Source organism: Mesosutterella multiformis (assembly GCF_003402575.1).
GTDB classification, from domain to species: Bacteria; Pseudomonadota; Gammaproteobacteria; order Burkholderiales; family Burkholderiaceae_F; genus Mesosutterella; species Mesosutterella multiformis.
The window spans coordinates 1,428,625-1,447,800 of sequence record NZ_BGZJ01000001.1 but is presented as its reverse complement, the minus strand read 5'-3'; the positions used below and the strand labels follow the sequence as shown (position 1 = coordinate 1,447,800).

Annotated in this window: 16 protein-coding genes; 7 read left to right on the top strand and 9 right to left on the bottom strand. The window is 55.9% G+C overall.

Annotation, left to right across the window (positions count from 1 at the left end; translation table 11 throughout):
- Positions 1-22: 22 nt before the first annotated feature.
- Together M4NBBH2_RS06675 and M4NBBH2_RS06670 are read right to left on the bottom strand one after the other, a co-directional pair.
- The gene (locus tag M4NBBH2_RS06675) at positions 23-1,306 is read right to left on the bottom strand and encodes a hypothetical protein (protein WP_125064648.1); all 1,284 of its coding nucleotides are present in this window, start codon (positions 1,304-1,306) and stop codon (positions 23-25) included.
- A gap of 187 nt (positions 1,307-1,493) precedes the next feature.
- Positions 1,494-2,612 (bottom strand): porin, encoded by a 1,119-nt coding sequence (locus tag M4NBBH2_RS06670; RefSeq protein WP_116270215.1) that lies wholly within the window; start codon positions 2,610-2,612, stop codon positions 1,494-1,496.
- Between the two features lie 276 nt (positions 2,613-2,888).
- On the opposite strand from M4NBBH2_RS06670, the gene M4NBBH2_RS06665 reads away from it, so the two are divergent.
- Entirely contained in the window at positions 2,889-4,070 is a 1,182-nt protein-coding gene (locus tag M4NBBH2_RS06665; protein WP_116270214.1) for an alanyl-tRNA editing protein, read from the top strand.
- A 107-nt stretch (positions 4,071-4,177) separates the two neighbouring features.
- Here the strand turns inward: M4NBBH2_RS06665 and M4NBBH2_RS06660 are convergent, their stop codons facing one another.
- The 5 genes from M4NBBH2_RS06660 to M4NBBH2_RS06640 all read right to left on the bottom strand — a co-directional run bounded on the left by M4NBBH2_RS06660 (position 4,178) and on the right by M4NBBH2_RS06640 (position 10,277).
- On the bottom strand, positions 4,178-4,759 hold the full coding sequence (locus tag M4NBBH2_RS06660; RefSeq protein ID WP_116270213.1) for a biotin transporter BioY: 582 nt from the start codon (positions 4,757-4,759) through the stop codon (positions 4,178-4,180).
- 120 nt (positions 4,760-4,879) lie between these two features.
- A complete protein-coding gene (locus M4NBBH2_RS06655) occupies positions 4,880-5,761 on the bottom strand; it encodes an arginase family protein (protein ID WP_116270212.1) in 882 nt (293 codons plus the stop codon).
- A gap of 144 nt (positions 5,762-5,905) precedes the next feature.
- The gene (locus M4NBBH2_RS06650) at positions 5,906-7,810 is read right to left on the bottom strand and encodes a heavy metal translocating P-type ATPase (protein WP_116270211.1); all 1,905 of its coding nucleotides are present in this window, start codon (positions 7,808-7,810) and stop codon (positions 5,906-5,908) included.
- A 92-nt stretch (positions 7,811-7,902) separates the two neighbouring features.
- Complete coding sequence (locus M4NBBH2_RS06645) at positions 7,903-8,178, bottom strand: metal-sensing transcriptional repressor (protein ID WP_116270210.1); 276 nt, start codon at positions 8,176-8,178, stop codon at positions 7,903-7,905.
- Positions 8,179-8,324: 146 nt separating this feature from the next.
- Positions 8,325-10,277 carry a BCCT family transporter gene (locus tag M4NBBH2_RS06640; RefSeq protein ID WP_116270611.1) on the bottom strand — a complete coding sequence of 651 codons (1,953 nt, stop codon included), beginning with the start codon at positions 10,275-10,277 and terminating at the stop codon, positions 8,325-8,327.
- A gap of 1,042 nt (positions 10,278-11,319) precedes the next feature.
- Between M4NBBH2_RS06640 and nikA the strand changes: the two genes are divergently transcribed.
- The 6 genes from nikA to M4NBBH2_RS06610 are packed head-to-tail and all read left to right on the top strand — an operon-like array spanning position 11,320 to position 18,248.
- Entirely contained in the window at positions 11,320-12,912 is a 1,593-nt protein-coding gene (gene nikA, locus M4NBBH2_RS06635; protein WP_116270209.1) for a nickel ABC transporter substrate-binding protein, read from the top strand.
- 15 nt (positions 12,913-12,927) lie between these two features.
- The gene (opp1B, locus tag M4NBBH2_RS06630; protein ID WP_116270208.1) at positions 12,928-13,866 is read left to right on the top strand and encodes a nickel/cobalt ABC transporter permease; all 939 of its coding nucleotides are present in this window, start codon (positions 12,928-12,930) and stop codon (positions 13,864-13,866) included.
- A gap of 11 nt (positions 13,867-13,877) precedes the next feature.
- Positions 13,878-14,726, top strand: a complete 849-nt coding sequence (locus tag M4NBBH2_RS06625) for an ABC transporter permease (protein ID WP_116270207.1) — start codon at positions 13,878-13,880, stop codon at positions 14,724-14,726.
- A complete protein-coding gene (locus tag M4NBBH2_RS06620; RefSeq protein ID WP_116270206.1) occupies positions 14,723-16,318 on the top strand; it encodes an ABC transporter ATP-binding protein in 1,596 nt (531 codons plus the stop codon). Before M4NBBH2_RS06625 ends, M4NBBH2_RS06620 begins: the two co-directional genes overlap by 4 nt.
- Positions 16,315-17,115: a class I SAM-dependent methyltransferase gene (locus tag M4NBBH2_RS06615; RefSeq protein WP_116270205.1), complete on the top strand. Its 801-nt coding sequence runs from the start codon at positions 16,315-16,317 to the stop codon at positions 17,113-17,115. The genes M4NBBH2_RS06620 and M4NBBH2_RS06615 overlap by 4 nt, the downstream gene beginning before the upstream one ends.
- Before the next feature lie 29 nt (positions 17,116-17,144).
- On the top strand, positions 17,145-18,248 hold the full coding sequence (locus M4NBBH2_RS06610) for a porin (protein ID WP_116270204.1): 1,104 nt from the start codon (positions 17,145-17,147) through the stop codon (positions 18,246-18,248).
- Between the two features lie 168 nt (positions 18,249-18,416).
- Here the strand turns inward: M4NBBH2_RS06610 and M4NBBH2_RS06605 are convergent, their stop codons facing one another.
- Both M4NBBH2_RS06605 and M4NBBH2_RS06600 read right to left on the bottom strand, forming a co-directional pair.
- Complete coding sequence (locus M4NBBH2_RS06605) at positions 18,417-18,689, bottom strand: type II toxin-antitoxin system HicB family antitoxin (protein ID WP_116270203.1); 273 nt, start codon at positions 18,687-18,689, stop codon at positions 18,417-18,419.
- Positions 18,690-18,693: 4 nt separating this feature from the next.
- On the bottom strand, positions 18,694-19,083 hold the full coding sequence (locus tag M4NBBH2_RS06600) for a hypothetical protein (RefSeq protein WP_116270202.1): 390 nt from the start codon (positions 19,081-19,083) through the stop codon (positions 18,694-18,696).
- Positions 19,084-19,176 lie beyond the last annotated feature (93 nt).

The following is a 19,176-nucleotide window of genomic DNA, read 5'->3' as shown; positions in this document are numbered from 1 at the left end:
ACCGCGAAGAGCGTGATACATATTAGCGCAGTAAGAAGGCGCTCATCCTGGGAGGGACCTTTTCTTCAAGCCATGCGGTGAAATCCGCCGCGAGCTGCCGGGAGAGCGTGAGTCTCGCTTTCCGGCCGGCACGGCGCGCGAGCATTTCACTTAGACCCCGCGCATAACGGCAGAACGCGATCCGGTCCGCCTGATCCGCGTTCAGCGCCGCGAAAAGCCAGAGTTCGACCGCCGGCTGCACCGCGAGTTCTCCCTGAATCAGGCGGGCTGACAGAGCCTGGGGCGGTTCGGCAAAAGACGACGCATACTCAGCCGCGTCAGCGAGAAGCCTGACAATATCCGGAGTTCCGGCTGCTTCCAGTGCTGTCGCGAGCGGCAGCGCGGCCAGCAGCGCGTCTGCCACCCGGGAGGCTGACTCCGGATGCATGGTGTCAGAAAAAAGGCCTCGCGCTCGGTCCCCGTATGCGCTGAGAAGCTCGGCCTTCAGGAAGGCTGCTTTCAGGCCTTTGACAGGAAGACCTTCCGTATTGAGGAAATGCTTCTGTTCGGACGCGGGCCGCCGCCTCACAAACTCAAGGAGAGACGCAAGTGTCGGCCGGCCTTCCGCGTCCAGCCACAGCACAGGGATCGGCTGAGGGGCGGCGAGTTCAGGCAAAAGCTCCGGCTGCTTCCCGGGATTCTCGGCCTCCTGGCGCAGTTTCTCGATAACCTCCGAGAGGTCGTACCCCGCCATGTTGGACGACGCGGCGAGCGCCGGAGAAACTCTTTCAGCCGGAATCAGACGCACGAGAACGGGCTGCCTGAGAGACTCAATCACCTTTCTCTCCAGCCGGTAAAGGCCCGCGTCACGGAGCAGCTCCTCCCGGTACTCCGAGGCATGGCCCTCCCGATACGCTTTTTCAAGACCGACCGCTCTCAGATACCCTGCGACCACGAGGAGCGGTTCCTCCTCCGCGTCAGACCCGCTGCCCGGGGAAAAGAGATCTCCTGGATCCTTTACCGACAGCAGCCTCTCCGCCTCAACCACCGCGTACTGACAGGGGATCCGTTCGCTGCCAGGCGTCACAAGAAAATCGACCCGGCCGCGGCACGAATCCGCGACACGACCGCAGGACGCCACCGGCGCCCCAATCGCGATAATCCTTGAAAAGCCCAGTGCTGCGTAGCCCGGGTTCTCCGACACGGAAAAAATCACCGCGGCATGCTCAGGCGTCGTCGGGTCCGGCGGCGGCAGCTGCATGCTTTCCGGGAGACTGAGCAGTGTCTCTATCCCGGATCGGGTAGGTTTCGGATCAGATTTCTGCACCGGTTCCATGGAGAGTAGCGGATAGGTTAGGAAGGAAAAGGCGACTTTCGCGTCAGGGGTCAAAGATACACCATGCGGCGGCGGATTGCCGCCTGATGCCGGGAAATGCAGGGATTACTCACGCAGAAGGGCCGGAGAGGATCCCCTCTCCGGCCCTTCTTCTCAGGAATACGTCAGGAAGACGCTATTAGAACTTGAACGACACACCGGTGTAAACGGAAGTCGTCTGGGTCTTCGTGTCGTCGATCGCAACAGCATTCTTGACCTTGGACTGGCCATAGGAAGCGCCGGCGTAGACAGACGTACGCTTGGAAAGCGGGTAGACGTAACGGACAGCGACACCGTAGTACTGAACGTCAGCGCTCGCCTTATCACCGCTTTCGACAGCGGAGTCACCCGTTTCGCCGTCAACGTAGTAGAGACCAGCCGTCAGGTCGCCGCCGGCAACCGGAACGATCGTGCCGAGGTGAGCACCCCAGCCCTTGAGGCCCTTGCCCGTCAGACCGAGGTCTTCGTAGTTCTGGCCGGCGACTTCATCCCAGCCGCGGAAGTACTGACCCATCGCGAAAACCTGAGCAACACCTTCGAAGTTGTAGTTGCCGCCGAGGGTAACCAGCTGGCCGTCCTTCGTAATGGGCGCAGAGTCGAGCGAGCTGCGGTCAATGAATTCATAGCCGAGCACAGCCTGGAAGTTGCCGTTTTCGTAGTTCACGGCAGCGCCGGCATAGCGGTCAGCAGAGCTGCGGCCTTCAGTACCGTCAGCCTTGGAGTTCGACTTGAAGGAGTACTGGGCGGTCAACTGGAGACCAGCAAACTTCGGAGACTGATAGGTGAGGGAGTTATCGATAACGGGGGTAGCGGCCAGACCGAACACATCCCAGTCACCGCCGTCGAAAGCGTCGCCGACAGCGAAGATCTGGTCATAGGTGCCGATGGAAGAGCCCAGAGCACCGATGCGGCCGGCGGTCAGGGTGCCGTAGCGGCCAGAGAGGCTCACCTGAGCTTCACGGCCGAAGAGACGGCCGTCTTCATCAGCCTGAGTACCATCGTCCGTATTGAACTTGTCAGCGAGATTGAAGGAGACGGTGGTGTTGCCGATCTTCTCTTCACCCTTCAGGCCCCAGCGGGAGGTCTCATTCACGCTGGAAGTCATGCTGAGTTCGTCGGTCGAGGACTGGCCGGTCACTTTCTGGTGCTGATAGCCGAGGCCGGTATCAACAATGCCGTAGAGCGTAACGGACGGAGCCGCAAAGGCGGCGCCGGCAAACGTAGCAAGCGTAGCTGCCGCGATGAGGTGCTTTTTCATTTGGAACCCTAAATTGAGTTAAAAAATTAAGGCGTCTCGCCTTGAACGAAGAGGATATTACTACAAGAGAATGATTATCATCCACGGGATGACCGTATTATTTTGATTCCCTTTCAGTGATTCTGCGTCAATTCAAGGGATTATGAAAAAATTAAGTGTTGCTTTTTTGCAACACTCTAGGGAAGAAAGGCAATACTTTGACCCAAACGGGTAATACCTAGGCGAGTACACTGACCTCTTCAGATTGTTTCAGTGATCGGAAAGGATGCATTTCGAATGGAAGAGTTGAACGAACTGTTCTATAAGGACCCCTACCTGAAGTCATTCGCAGCCACTGTGACTTCGTGCAGTGAAGGGAAGAACGGATTTGAAGTAGTGCTTGACGACACCGCGTTTTACCCGGAAGGCGGCGGCCAGCCTGCAGACCATGGAACGCTCGGTGCCGCTCAGGTGACCGATGTGCGCCGTGTGAAGGGCGTCATTATTCATTACACCGATAAGCCCCTCGAGGCAGGCACCAAAGTCGAAGGAAAGATCGACTGGGAACGCCGTTTCGATAACATGCAGAACCACACCGGAGAGCACGTCCTTTCCGGCCTTGTGCACGCGAAATTCAAGTACGAGAACGTGGGTTTCCACATGGATGACGATATCGTCACAGTTGACTTTAACGGTCCGATGACTGAGGAAGAGCTGAAGGCGATTGAAAAGGCGGCAAACGACGCGGTTGCAGCTGATGTACCCGTCGAAGAACTCTTCCCCTCCGCCTCTGAGCTCGAGACGCTCGACTACCGAAGCAAGAAAGAAATCACGGGACGCGTCCGCATCATCGACATTCCGGGGCTTGACCGCTGTGCCTGCTGCGGCACTCACGTGAAGAAGACGGGGGAGATCGGCATGATCAAATGCCTTACCCTCTCGAAGCACCGGGGCGGCGTCCGAATCGAATTTGTCTGCGGCGGCAGAGCTCTCCGCAGTTTCGCGAAGAAGGTTGAGGAAGCTCAGGCCGTGTCTCAGCTGCTCTCCGCGAAACCGGACGAAATTTCAGCCGCTGTGAGAAAAGTGCTCGCGGAAGTCCAGGCCCGGGATGCGAAGATCGCTGAACTTAACCTCCGCTACTTCAGAATGCGCGCGGATGCCCTTCCCTCAGGCGGAAAGTTCCTGCTTGCTGAAGAGGAAGGGCTGACACCGGGAGATCTGAAGACCTTCTGCAATCTGCTCACGGAAGAAAAGAAGGCCGATGTCTGCGCGGTGATCGCTGCGGTGCCAGGCTCCGATCCTGACACCGCCTGGAACTACATGATCGCGTCCGAAACCGCTGATCTCAAGACAGCCGGCAAGCCGCTCAACCAGGCTCTGAACGGACGCGGAGGCGGAAACGGGAAATTCCTCCAGGGCACCTACAAGGCCCCGAAGGCTGAAATTGAAAAGGCGCTGAACGCGGCTTTCAACGCCTGACCTGCAGGCAAAAAGAAATCCGGGCGGTTTCCCGTCCGGATCTTTGTCTGAGAGGAAATGCCGGACTGTATGAAAACAGTTCCGGCATTTTTCTTCCCAACAGCTTCTTAGTTGTGCTTCCGGCTCGTACCGGCAGAGATACCAAGGAGGACAGCCGCGCCAAGCACGGACTTCGTGAAAGCACCAGCGATGAACGGGGTGACGCCAAGCGCCATGCCCTTCGCGAAGCCCATCATGACCGCGAGCCAGGCACCACCGATAATCAGGCAGAGAATATTGCCCGCGAGCATCGCGATGAATCCCTTCACAAAGCTGCGGCCGCTGAAACCGTGCTCAACCATCCAGCCGGTGAGCATGGCGCAGATCGGGAAGGAGAAGAGGTAGCCGCCAGTCGGGCCGAAGAAGCGGGCGATACCGCCGACCGCACCCGGAGCGAAAACCGGAAGACCGAGAGCGCCCTGCATGAGCCAGAACAGCACGGTGAGACCGCCGAGTCTCCAGCCGTACACTGCGCCGACAACCGTAATCGCGAACGTCTGCATCGTGATCGGCACCGGAACCATCGGAACCGTGATATAGGAACCGGCCGTCAGAATAAGAGAGCCGAAAAGAACAGCCACAGCCTTGAAGAGGAGCGACTGCGCTTCGAGCCATTTAGCGGTCGAAAAAACAGATGCGGATGAAACCATGCTCTGAAACTCCATTCATTAAGTATGAAAACAGGGGTAGTCTAGCAACAAGAAATTTCCGTGTAAGAAAAAGCGCTGAAAAGGTTGTCCCCTCTCAGCGCTAATCCTCAGAACTCTTGTTCAGCCCTTGAAAATGGGCAGATCCGAGATCATGCCCCGGAATTCCGGAGCATCGAGCATCTGATACTCGAGAACTCCGACACCGACCACGTCAACGGCCGCGCTCACGCCCTTAAGCAGAGTGCCCACCTTCTTAAGCGAACTGAGATCGGGATCCGAAAGGTCAACCAGACCTTCCTCACGGTAGATACCGGAGCGGATATCCGCTGAACCCACGGAGTCCAAATCGATGTGAATAGCCAGGTGCTTGATGCCGGACGCTTTGAGCCAGTCCAGAACCGCGGTATTGCCCGCGTCAAGCGCTTCCTCCTTCGCGAGGCCGATTTCCAGATGATGGAACTGGATATCTTCCGCGGGAGGCACCTCGTCGGCTCGCGTGCTGACGAAGAAGAACCGGGAGGGAGGAATCGAGGTCTTCATCAGCCCCGGAATCTGCGCCGCATCACCGGTAAACGTGCTGAACAGCGCGGCGCGCTTACGCCAGAAACGCTCCGGCGTTACCGGCTCACGATGGACATCGAGCCACAGAACACCGAATCCCTCGTACTTTTCATTCAGGTAATCAATCGGAGCAACGCAGGCCGCGCCGTCCGTCGAGAACGCGATCACGCGGTCCGGTGCCTTGGCGTCCAGAACTTCCCGCGCGGCGTTGTAACACACCTTGAAGTCTTCCGGAGAAAGAATGGTCAGGGCTCGCGCCGCTACAACTTCATTCTGAGTCCGCTCCGGGCTCACATCTCCAGGAGTGATTTCAACGGTCTCTGAATGCTCACCCTGAGGCGCAATGCTTGCCAGAAACCGGGGCACGAACCCCGATCCCGGATTCGCGCCGTGCTGCCAATCCGGAAAAATCAGACGAAGCGTCTTTTCTGCACTTGCCATGGATAGCTCCTTTATGGGCACGATTTCTGTTATGTTTTTCCCGAGGGGGATGTCGTTCCCAAATCTGTTAGCTAGAACATTTTTTTACTTCCTGCACAATACGATAATAATTAATTTGGTGGGAATTTCTAGACGCCCATAGCCCTACGCTTTTCGGGGTACCAAATTTACGGGTTCGGACTTTTCCCGGGTACGGTCCCGAAGGAGCCTTGCGGAATTAAGAATCACAAAAACCGATCCGCCGTTATGGACCAGAGCTCCCACTACCGGCCCCATCAGCCCGAGCATTCCAAGCCCCGTCGCGACCAGATTGATTCCCATCGCGAAAGTGATATTCCACTTGATCATCCGAAGTGTTCTGCGGGAAAGGCGGAAGAGATGCGGGACCTCATCAATCGAGTCCTTGACGAGAACAATGTCTGCGGCCTCGATCGCAATATCGGATCCGACGCCTCCCATGGCAATACCGACGCGGGATGCTTTGAGAGCCGGGGCGTCATTCACACCGTCACCGATCATGGCAGCCGGTTTCCCGCTCCTCTCCCCTTCCCGCAGGAATTCAAGTTTCGTTTCCGGAAGGCAGTTCGCCTCAAAGCGGGGGATACCCGTTTCTTCCGCAATACGCTTGGCCGCCACAGCGTTGTCACCTGTCAGGAGCACCGGAGAAACGCCAAGCGCCTTAAGCTCCGCGACAGAACGGGAAACTGAGCTCCGCACGGGATCGTTCAGAGCGATAAATCCGGACGGCACTCCATTCACCGCTATATAGATCACTGTGTCACCGAGATCCAGGTAGCGCTTCGCCGCAGACTCCAGTTCTGAGGCACGGGGGTCTCCTCTATCCGCGATGAACCCGATCTTCCCGGTCCGAACTGACTTCCCACCAACCGAAGCCTCAACCCCCTTCGCGGGGATCATACGGAAGTCAGATACCGCTGGGAACGCCTCCCGGTGGTCATTCTTCCAGCCATTCACAATCGCTTTTCCGAGCGGGTGTTCGGACAGCGATTCGGAGGCTGCCGCCAGCTGATAGAGCTCCGTATCCCGAATTTCCGAATTTACAGAGTGGACAGTTTCCACGCGGGGGCTCCCCGCGGTCAGCGTGCCGGTCTTATCAAACGCCACCTGTTTCACATCAGCGAGACGCTCGAGCGCATCGCCCTCCTTCACCAGCACACCGTGCCGCGCGGCGTTTCCGATTGCTGCCATGACCGCGGTCGGAGTCGCAAGCACGAGGGCGCAGGGGCAGAAAACGACCAGCACGGTTACCGCACGGATGATTTCGCCTGACGCGAGGTAAGCAATCACAGCGCAGGTAAGCGCCATCACAACAATCCAGGTATCCCAGCGGTCCGCGACACGCACGATCTTCGCTTTTCCGGCATCGGCGCTCTTGATGAGGGCCGCCATTCTGGCAATCGTTCGGTCATCCCCCACTTTGGTGGCTTTCATAAGGAAGGTGCCAAACCGGTTGACGGTCCCGGAAATCACTGTGTCCCCCGGACCCCGATCAACCGGCACCGGTTCACCTGTCAGCACAGACTGATCGATCGATGTGATGCCGTCCAGAATCTCGCCATCAACGGGCACCTTTTCTCCCGGGATCACCCGGACAGTGTCACCTGCCTTGACTTCCTCTGCCGGGATGACGGTTTCCGTGCCGTCCGGGCCCACAATCCGCGCGGTTTCAGGCGTCATCGCGACCAGACGCTCAAGTCCCGCCTGCGCCCGCTTCACCGTGAGTTCCTCGAGGAGACCCCCGATCTGCATAATGAGCGCCACTTCGCCCGCCGCAAAATACTCTCCGATCGCGACCGCGGCGATAAGCGCGAGCGATACCAGCACATCGGCCCGGATATCAAATTCAGTAATAAGCCCAATCGCGGCTTCTTTCAGAATCGGAAGTCCGCAGAAAACGATGGCAATCCAGGCGGGATCAAAACCCGCTACCCGGACGCCTGCAAAAGAGGCGAGAAGAAATGCGCCGCTTACGATCAGGATGGCGATCTGAATGATCGCCTCACGGTCAAGGATCTTTGTGTGCTGCATATGCCGGTACCCGTATAGGTATATTCAGGAGAATAAAAATTATTCCCATTTCGGGAATACGGGTGTGACTATACCCCACGGGGTATCAATTTTCAAGACCTGCGCGTGAAGTGCTCCACCGCATCCGCAAATTTTTTGATCGTTTCTTCGGCGTCTCCATTTTCAATGCCTTCAAGGACACAATGCTGCAGGTGCCCTTCAAGCACAATCTGGCCGACGCGATGCATAGCTCCCTTCACAGCATTGATCTGAATAAGGATCTCTTCGCAGGGCACATCCTCATCCACCATCTTGTCGATCGCCTTCACCTGACCGAGGATCTTATTGAGGCGTCGGTGAAGATTCGGTGCATCCATGCATTCGCGCATAAAAGTAACTCCTTCGGAAAATCCGGTTAAGTATAGCTGTTGAATCACCGAAAATTGATTGCAAAAGGAAACCGCTCTATTTAAAAGAAAGCGCGGAAGGAATCCACTTCCCTCCGCGCCCTATATTTATTCAGCAGCGTGCGGTCTCAGGACACACCGACGATACCTTTGTCATCCGTATCCGGCCCGATGAACCCGGGGGTTCCGGCGGGAGCAGGCTTTCCCGTTTCGGGTTTCGGAGACTTTGAAGCGTCCGATGGCTTCTTTTCCCCGCTCTTCATTTCAGCAAGAACACCCTCGGCTACCGCCACGGCTTCTTTTCTTTCCGCCGTGGTCATACCGGCTGTCGCCTTCGCAAAAGCCATGACCGTCTGGTCAGCCTTTACTGACTTGCGAATGATCTCAATCGGCTTCAGCGTCTTCTGATCCTCATAGGAACGGAAGGGCTTATCAGCCTTCGGCAGAATCAGCGGCCGCAGGAAGAGGCCCATCTGTACTCTTTCATGCTGCAGTTCTTTATGAAGTGACACGAGGAGCAGTGCGATCACGAAGGAGAACGGAAGCGCCGAAATAATCAGCACGTTCTGCAGGGCTCCAAGACCGCCCGAAAGAAGCAATACGCAGGTGAGAGCGGAAAGCAGCACACCCCAGATAGCCTTCGTGCGGAGACGAGGTTCCAGATTTCCGTTTTCACTCAGCATGCCGAGCACGAACGACGCCGAGTCGGCCGAAGTAATAAAGAACGAGAACACCAGCACCACGGCAACCATCGAGAGAACCCGCCCGAAGTCGTAATGAGCGAGAGCGCCGTACAGCACGGTTTCAGTCGGCAGATTCGCGAGATTCACACCGCCGATCTGCACCGCGGTCGTGAGCGAACCAAAGACCGCGAACCAGATGCAGCTGAAGATCGTCGGGATCAGGATCACGCAGAGCAGGAACTCACGGATCGAGCGGCCGCGCGAGATACGGGCGATAAAGACGCCGACGAAGGGAGACCAGGAAATCCACCAGGCCCAGTAGAAAATGGTCCAGGACTTGATCCAGTCGTGGTGACTCTGATCAAACGGCGCCACGTTGAAGCTCATGCTGATGAAGTTCTGCAGGTAATCGCCCGTTGAGGTCACCAGCACATTCATGGTCTGAGCGGTCGGGCCGATCGCGAGAGCCGCGAGCACGAAAGCCACCGCGAGGATGACGTTCGCGTTCGAAAGCCACCGGACGCCGCGGGAAATACCGGAGAGCGACGAGGCAATAAAGCAAACCGTCGTGATGCCAATGATGATCAGCTGAACCGTTGAGTTATTCGGAATGCCAAAGAGGTAATTCAGACCGCCGTTAATCTGCATGGCACCGAACCCAAGGCTCGTCGCAACGCCGATCACTGTGGCAAGGACCGTCAGCACATCAACTGCCGTTCCGAGCGGCCCGGTAGCGTGCTTGCCGAAAAGCGGCTTCAGAGTGACAGAGAAAAGCGCTTTTTCCTTTTTACGGAAACGGAAGTACGCAAGCGCCAGAGCCACAATGCCGTACACCGCCCAGGCGGAGAATCCCCAGTGGAAGAAGGAATACTGGAAAGCGTCTCGGAGCGCTTCAACAGAACCCACTTCAGGTCCCGGAGTCGATGTCGCGAAATGGGCGAGCGGTTCTGCTGCGCCCCAGAAAACAAGGCCGATACCCATACCGGCAGAGAACAGCATCGCGATCCATGAAGCCCGTGAAAACGTCGGCTTATCCCCCGGATTTCCGAGGTGGATGTTTCCTATCGGACTTATCATGAAAACCATGCAGACAATCACGATGAGTGCGACAAGAAGCAGATAGAACCATCCAAAATCGGTTGAAATGGTGTCGCAGAGCTGGGAGGTGGCCGCAAGGAACTGAGAGGGCCAGGCGAGACACGCTGCGGTAAGGCCGGCAACAATCAGAAGTGAGAGCAGGAAGACAGGGGTGAGCTTTTTCTTTTCAGTCGTGGCTTTGACGGGATCCGCCTTTTCCTCTTCTGTGGCGACTGAGCCAAAGCCGGTTTCCCGGTCTTCCTCGTTACTCGGCGTGTGAAGCGGATAAAGGTCGTGAAAATCCCGATGCAGCTCATGCATCTCTGTCTTCAACTCCTCAGATATTTTTTTGTTTTTCTGCATTAAGCAAAATCTCCTTTAGAGTTGAACAGGGGACTGCTTTCTTGTTCTTCAGGCTCCAGGCAACACCCACTGCGGGGTCCAGCGGTTCAGTGACCCGAAAAGCGCCGGGCTGATAAGCGGAATGTTCCGCCCGAAATGAATGCGTCGCCGTGATGCGGTCAGGCAAATCACCTGAAGGTGAACTCTGTGCTTTTCGATACCCGGGAAAGAACTTTTTCCCGTCAGAATCCTCAGCTGACAGAATTCAATTAAGAGGCAGCTAATAATGACGGAAGCAAAATGACTGCTTCCAGAATTCAGAAACCGGAATGTTTCCCGGTTCAAACGGCATTCACGGTCCGGAGAATCAGAGGTTCCTTATTCCGTGAATAAACTTGCAGGTTTTCCTGGCACCCGCTGACGCTATTTCCGTGCGGATGCAGTACGCAATATGCTTGTGGGCAATTGGCGCCGGGAGGCGCTTGAAGCAGATGGGGTAATCTCTTTTTCCCAGCCGGCAATTCCTGCAGACAGACTTAATTGTAACACAGATTAATTATCAATGCGAGGGTTTTTCCTGAAAGATATTTTATTCAGGCACCATCCCGCGTCATTTGTCATTATTTGTGCCATATCTTCTGCCAATCAAATAAAACAGGATCACTGTATCTTTTTTTCTCTTATCCAAGGCGATAATTCTGCGTATTTCCCGGTATTGCTTAACCTCACCACCTGGGTTTCCCGCCTTTATAAAAGGTCAGTAAGCCAAATAATAATGATCAGCTCTCAGATTTTCTGGTTTACAAATTTTTAAGAATATCGGAGATCTCAAAGATACCTTCCTCAATACTGCCCACTGCTCTGCCGGGATATTGAAACGAATACTGCCAGCTGCCGGCTTTGTTTCCGCTCTTAATCCACAATTTGCATACGAATTTTATTTTCGTATGAAACAAGGTATACTGCTACCCGCCTGACAACAGAACGGCGCCAAAGTTATTCCGCCTTCCGGGAGCAATTCATGAAAAAACTGCCTGTTCTTCTCGCTTTATCCGTCATCTCCGCCGCGCTTCTTGCGGGATGCGGCGGCAGTGGAAAAACAGACAGCACCGAGCTTCGTTATGCCTCCATGAAGGACATCCGGAACATCAACCCCCATCTTTATCTCGGGGAAATGGCGGCACAGGCCATGGTGTTTGAGCCTCTCGTGGTCAGCACAAAGGATGGCATCAAGCCCTGGCTTGCCGAAAGCTGGACCATTTCACCTGACGGCCACACTTATACCTTCAGGCTTCGTCAGGGCGTCAAATATTCAGACGGGACTCCGTTTGATGCCGAATCCGTCAAACTGAATATCGAAGCGGTTCTTCAGAATAAGGTCCGGCACGCCTGGCTTGATTTCACGAACGAGATCGCCTCTGTCGACGCCCCCTCCCCTGATACGGTGGTTCTTAAACTTCATCACGCTTACTATCCGACGCTCACTGAACTGAGTGTCACGCGTCCGTTCCGCTTCATTTCCCCGAAATGCATGAAGAGTGGTTCCACAAAGGACGGCGTTACCTGTCTCAGCGGCACGGGGCCCTGGGTGCTGTCCGAGCATAAACAGAACCAGTATGCGGTTTTCACAGCAAATCCCTCTTACTGGGGCGCGAAACCGAAGCTGCAGAGCGTTCGCTGGACAGTTATGCCCGACGCCCAGACGATGCTGATGGCGCTGCAGAAGGGGGAAATTGATCTGATCTTCGGCTCAGACGGCGATCAGATTACGAGTGACACCTTCGCGAAACTTCAGAAGGAAGGCCAGTACGCGGTTCTCGCGAGTGATCCGATCGCGAGCCGCGCCGTGCTCCTCAATTCAAATCCGAAAAACGCCCCCGTCACCGCTGATCCCGCTGTCCGTGAAGCGATTCAGCGCGCGGTCAACCGCAAGGCGATCACTGAAGGCGTTCTGAATGGACTTGAGTCACCGGCTGAAACGCTTTTCGCGAAGAATGTCCCAGGCTGCGATGTTCCGCTGAAGCCCCGTCCTTATGATCCTGCCGCAGCTGAGAAGATCCTTCGGTCTGACGGCTGGCAAAAGGGTTCTGACGGCATCTATATAAAGAATGGGAAACCCTGTGAGGTCACTTTCTGGTTCAACTCCAATAACACTCAGGAAAAGGCAATTGCTGAGGCCATTCAATCCGACCTCGCGAAAGTCGGCATCCGCATGAATATCCGGGGGGAAGAGAAACAGGCTTATCTCGACCGGCAGAGAACCGGAAAATTTGACATGCAGTACTCGCTCTCCTGGGGCGCTCCGTACGATCCGCAGAGTTACTTCTCAAGCTGGCGTATTCCGGCTCACGGCGACTTCCAGGCGCAGACCGGACTCCCCGACAAAGCTCTGATTGACCGGGAAATTACATCTCTCATGACGGAACAGTCAGAAACGAAACGCGCCGCCATGATCCGTGACATTCTCACCCGGATACATGACTCCGCGGTCTACGTTCCGATTTCCTACTCCCGAACCAAAGCGGTTTACCGTACCTCACTCTCGGGTGTGGGATTCAGGGTGTCACAGTACGAAATTCCGTTTGAAGACATGTTCTTCAAAAACGCCAAATAAGGAGAGAGACTCCCAATGCTGCGGCTGATTCTGAAACGGCTCATCTTTCTTATCCCGATTCTTATCGGGATATCGATGATTTCGTTTTTAATCACCTCTCTTTCGCCATCCGATCCCGCCGAGGTCGCCATTCGCGTGAACGCCATGGTGCCGACACCGGAGCTCATAGCGGAAACACGATCCGAAATGGGACTCGACCGCCCGATAGCCGTCCGGTGGGTGGATTGGATCACCTCCGCCCTTCATGGAGACCTGGGCCGCAGCTGGGTTTCCGGACGCCCTGTCGCGGAGGAATTTTCCGAAGCGCTCCCCGCCACACTGAAACTCGCGGCCGCAGCGCTCGCCATCATCATTCCGCTCTCAGTTCTATGCGGCGCGATCTGCGCATCACGCGAGGGCGGCAAAACGGATCACCTGATCCGATCAGTGGTCTTCGCCCTTTCCTCTCTCCCTGACTTCTGGGCCGGGCTTCTCCTGATGTGGCTCTTCTCCGTTTTCCTTGGATGGCTGCCGACAAGCGGCATGACCCGGTCGGATTCGATTATTCTCCCGGCCGTGACGCTGTCACTCGCCTATATCGGCACCTATGTGCGCCTCATCCGGGCGGAAATGGTGGAAACGAACCATGCCGGCTGGGTGCTTTTCGCCGAGAGCCGTGGTCTTTCCCGGACCAGGATTCAGCTTCATAAACTGCTGAATTCTCTCCGGGGCAGCGCGACCGCTCTCGCGATGTCAATCCCGAAGCTGATCGCCGGGGCTTTCGTGGTCGAATGTATTTTTGCCTGGCCCGGAATCGGCAGACTCTGCGTCACGGCGATTTTCAACCGTGACTTTCCGGTGATTGAAGCCTATGTGCTGCTGATGGCGGTGTGTTTCATCCTTTTCAACCTGGCGGGGGACATCTTCACCGCCTGGCTTGACCCCCGTCTGAGAAGGCAGGGTTCGACGCTCTGAGGAGGGATGAAATGAATATTCTCTTCAGGCGATTCAGAGAAAACCGCGGGGCAACCGCGGCAGCCGGGCTCATCCTCGCGATCGCGGTGATTGGGGTTCTTGCCCCGGTTCTGCCGCTCTCCAGCCCGACTGAAATCAGTCTGACGGAAAAGCTCCTTTCCCCGTCCCTCACTCATCTTCTCGGAACGGATTCTCTCGGCCGGGATCTGCTTTCACGTCTTATCTGGGGGATCCGCTCAACGCTCTTCACGGGCGCGGCTGCCATGCTGATCACATGCCTTGCCGGTGCCGCGTATGGCGCGGTTTCTGTCATTCTGGGCGGCAGAGCCGAATCCCTCATGATGAGAGCGGCGGATATCTTTATGAGTTTTCCGTCAGCCGTCCTTGTACTCGCGATCGTCGGAATCGCAGGACCCGGTCTCGGCAATATTCTTTTTGCCTGCGCCGCGGCGAAGTGGCCCTGGTACGCCCGGATGATGCGGACCATCCTCCGCTCGATCATGCAGTCCGGATATGTTCAGTATGCCCGTGCGGCCGGTGCCTCTCGGTTCCATATTCTTTTCTCTCACCTGCTCCCGGGCGCAGCCGGGGAATTTTTCGTCCTGATGACGATTGATACCGGAGCCGTGATTCTGATGATTTCATCCCTCTCCTTTCTGGGTCTCGGCACCCAGCCTCCGACACCGGAATGGGGAATGATGCTGTCAGAAGCGAAGAATGTTCTCTCGCTCTACCCCTGGCAGATGCTCCCTCCTGGACTCGCGATTCTGACCACGGTCGCCGCTTTTAATTTCCTCGGAGACTCACTCCGGGATGTTTTCGATATGCGGCATGTCACTCCGGAGGGAGACCAGGCATGAGTGAGCTGATTCTGAAAACGGACGGTCTGCAGATAAAAGCCCCAAACGGCCGGACTCTCGTAAGCGAAGCCTCGTTTGAAGTGCGTTCTGGTGAATGCATCGCAATTGTCGGCCCGTCGGGAGCCGGGAAAACCACATCTGTCCTCGCTTCGCTGGGTCTTCTCTCCTCGCGGTTCGGCCTCTCGGGGTGCATCTCCTGGCTCGACGGTCCTGCCGTTCCGGCCTCATCCTCCCGTCCTTTCCGTCTCGGGCGGGACGCTGTGCTGCTCACTCAGCAGCCGATGGAAGCCTTTGACCCTCTGATTCGGATCGGGCGCCAGATTGAAGAAACTCTGGAGAAGGCCTTTCCGGGCACGGGAAAGTCTGAGGCGCGGTCCGCCATCCTCGCCACACTTCGCCGTCTGGGTTTTGATCGGCCCGAAGACGTGATCCGTCGTTTCCCGTGTGAGCTTTCGGGCGGCATGCTGCAGCGATGCATGACAGCGATCGTCAGGCTTCTTAAACCGCGGCTGATCGTTGCTGACGAACCGACATCGGCTCTCGATATTCTTTCCTCCTCGTCTGTTCTCACGGAACTTCTCGGTGCGCAGAAAGAAACCGGGGCCGCCCTGATTGTGATCACGCATGACGTGGCGTCTGTCCTGTCGATCGCTTCCCGGATTTATGTCGTCGATCGGGGAAATACGGTCGAAACCCTCATTCCCGGGAACCTCGCGGGCGCGGAGCACCCTGCTTCAGAGCGGCTTCTCTCCGCGCTCAGGACTCTGCCGGAAGACCGACCGGCATTGCCTGCCTCATCCACTCCATTTATTGAAGTGAAGGATGTCCGCAAAACCTATGCCGGCCCAGGATTTCTTTTCCGCGGGAAAGTCACCAATGTGCTGGACCGAGTGTCCTTCACTCTGAAAAAAGGTGCCTGCACCGGACTTATCGGTCTCTCCGGCGCCGGGAAAAGCACGCTTTCACGGATTCTTCTGGGGCTGGAAAAAGCGGATTCCGGACAGGTGCTTTTCGATGGGGTGACGGTTCACGCCTGGAAGAAGGCGCATCCGGGATCGCTCAGCATCGTGCTGCAGAACTATACAGACTCCGTAAACCCCAATAAAACCGTTGGGGAAATCATCGAGGAGCCTCTGCGGATCGCGGGCCTGAATACCGGAATCCAGCAGAGGACCGAGGAAATGCTTTCAAAGGTCGGACTCACCGAGGACTTCGCAGCGCGATTCCCGCACGAACTCTCCGGCGGTGAACTCCAGCGGGTCTGCATCGCGCGGGCTCTGGCTCCCGCCCCCCGCTTCATCATTTTTGATGAAGCGCTTTCAGGGCTCGACGCTGCTCTGCAGCAGGACATCCTGCAGCTGCTCCGCAGCCTTAAAACCCCTGAGTCAACCTGGCTCTTTATCACACACGATCTGACGGCCCTTCGGTCAATCTGCACCGATGCCGTTCTTCTCGAGGATGGCCGCGCGGCGCTTCAGATCGACACCTCGGCAATTGACACGTCTGAGAATCCGCTCCTCAGGCAGCTTGCCTCCCTTTTTAAAGAAAAATCCCGGCTCGCGGCCGGACTCACACTGAAAGGCAGACCATGATTTCTGAACAGCTGACCGAAAAAAACTCCATAACCGCATCCCTTATCCAGGCGTTTGATCGCGATATTGAAGAGGAAATTACTGAATACTGGAATCGCCGCGCTGAAGGATTCGCAAAAACGAGGCTCGCTGAACTTTCGGGTCCGGTGAAATCCCGCTGGATGCATGAAATTGCCTCTGCTGTGCTTGGCACATCCCATTCTCTCCGTATCCTTGATGTGGGTACCGGAACCGGTTTCTTCCCGATTATCACGGCGCCGCTCGGCCATCGGGTAACGGGGATTGACCTATCGCCTGAAATGATTGCCGAAGCGAAAGCCGCGGCGGCTCACTTTGACGTCAACGCTGAATTCCGGGTCATGAACGCTCAGGCACTGGACTTCGAGGATGAAACGTTTGATCTCATCCTCACCCGCAATCTCACCTGGACACTGCCTGACGCGAGAACCGCTTACAGCGAATGGTTCCGCGTTCTGAAGAAAGGCGGGCGCCTGATCAATTTCGATGCGGACTACGGCTCTGTGTCCTTTGAGTCCCTCACTCATGACCTCAAGGATCAGGGGGTCGAGAACGCCCATAAAGGGCTATCGGATAATTCCCTCGCTGAATGCGACCGGATCAAAGACAGCCTCGGAATCAGCGATGAACGCCGTCCGGAATGGGATTTTCAGGTACTGACTGAAATCGGTTTTGAACGTGTTTCCCTTGACAATTCGCTTTCTGACCGGATCTACCTCGAGTGTGATGAAACGTTTAATCCCGTCCGTATGTTCCGTATTGACGCGGTAAAAGCCTGAACGGATCTCTCTGTCACAGGAACTGACTCATGAATTGCCGACTCGCTGCCGCATTGAGTGCCGCCCTTCTGATCCCGGGAACAGCCTTTTCGTCCGGTCTGACACTTTATGGTGTCGTTGATACCGGACTTCGCTACTCCCATACCGCCTCTGAAGGCACTACAGCAGACAGCCTCCAGATGATGAGCGGACAGAATGCCGGTTCCCGTTTCGGTTTCAAAGGCGGAGAATCGCTCGGCAGCGGCTGGAGAGTTGGGTTCAAACTCGAAAATCAGTTTGAATCGGACACCGGAAATGAAAAAGGCGGCCGGCTCTTCCACCGCCAGTCGACAGCCGATGTCAGCTCTCCCTACGGCAGAGTCACTTTCGGGCGGATCGGCACCTTTTCTTCCGCGGCCGGAACGTACGACCTTTTCTTCGGGACCGGGGACGCTTTTGATGGCGGAGACGGGCTCATTACCGGCCCCTATTCCTTTGACACGCGCCGCAACAACACGGTGACTTATGAGTCCCCGTCTGCCGCCGGGTTGACGGGGTACCTCCAGTACTCCTTCTCCCAAGGCGATGAAGCTCCGCATGAGAGCGGGAATGAGCGATACCTCGGTGCCGCCGCGGCCTATCGTCGGGGAGCCCTGAACGCTGTCATCACGGCGGAACGCGTCCGATACGCTGCCATTACCGGCTTTGGAAAACGGGAGGATAAACAGGTCTATGGGCTTGCGGGAAGCTACGACTTTGGGACTTTCAGGCTTCTCGGCGGTCTGCAGTATGTCACCGGAGCGGATAATCTTGCCGGTCTCTGGCTTGGAAAACTCGCGGATGGATCGGCAGATTACGGCCGCCTCAGCGGGGCCGCGGTGGGACTCGGCGCGGTCATTCCCCTCGGAAAAAACAAAGTTGAAGTGATGACAGGATATGCCTCCGGCCGTTACGGCAAAGAATTCGCGCAGGCAGGCGAAACGTACGATCTGACAGGCTTCAGCGCCGCGATCCGCTATCACTATGTCTTCAGCAAGCGGACCGAGATTTATACCGGCATCGGGTACCAGCAGTACAAAAAGGACTTTGACACGGCGCCGAGCCGGAAGACCCGGATTACGCAGGTTGCTGCCGGAATGACACACCGTTTCTGATTACGTATTTATACATTCTGTGAATAGGAATCCACAGGATGGATACCTCTGCGGATTTCTGCAGCAAGAAAAATTTCACTTGAATTACGCGCGAAAAAAACCGCGGCAAGGAAGAGGCGCATAGTCGCAACTGACCCTTTCCGCGGTTTTAATCTGATGAGCCGCAGTTTATCGGGCTTCAAGCGCTTTGATCCTGCGAACGGCTTCCGGCGGCAGCTCAATCATTAACTCACCGGGCTGCGGCGCTGAAGGTGCTGGAAATTCTCTTCCGTCTTCTTCATAAAAGTCGATCGAAGTGACCAGCGCGTCGAGCGCCATCTCTTTCAGTTCTTCAATGCTTTCAGCCTCGGTCAAAGCCTCCGGCACATCCCGGAATGAGCCGATAAAACCTCCTTCACCATTCGGGGTGGCTTTTACCGGATATTGATAAATTTCAGTCATAGTCTTATTTCTTAGTTTCTGTTTTGTTTTCCGAAGAGGATTCCACAGAATTCTTTCTTTCAGGGAATTTCTTTTTGCTCACGGCATATCCGATCAGGAAAAAAACGGGACCCAGGACTGCGAATGCCCCGAAAATGCCCATTATTTTCTCACCCAGTGTCTGCGCAAATGGCGGCGTCGGCAGTCCCATCAGTATCCGGACAATGGGACCCCCGAGCTGATAACTGAGGAATATCACTGGCCACAGAGCAAACTGCAATGCATAGGAAGCCCGGCTCTCCGGGTGCCAAAAGTGACGTGAACACCACCAGAGCGCAACGGGAATCAGAAAAGCCAAAATTCCCGCATATAAACCAAAGGTGCTGGAAATCCGATCAGCCGTTTCGAAGTCCATAGAGCCTCCGGAAAAACAACCTGAGCACTTATTATATAAAAATAATAACTTTTAATATAATCCATGCCTCTCTGCTCTGAGTGTCAGGCTTAT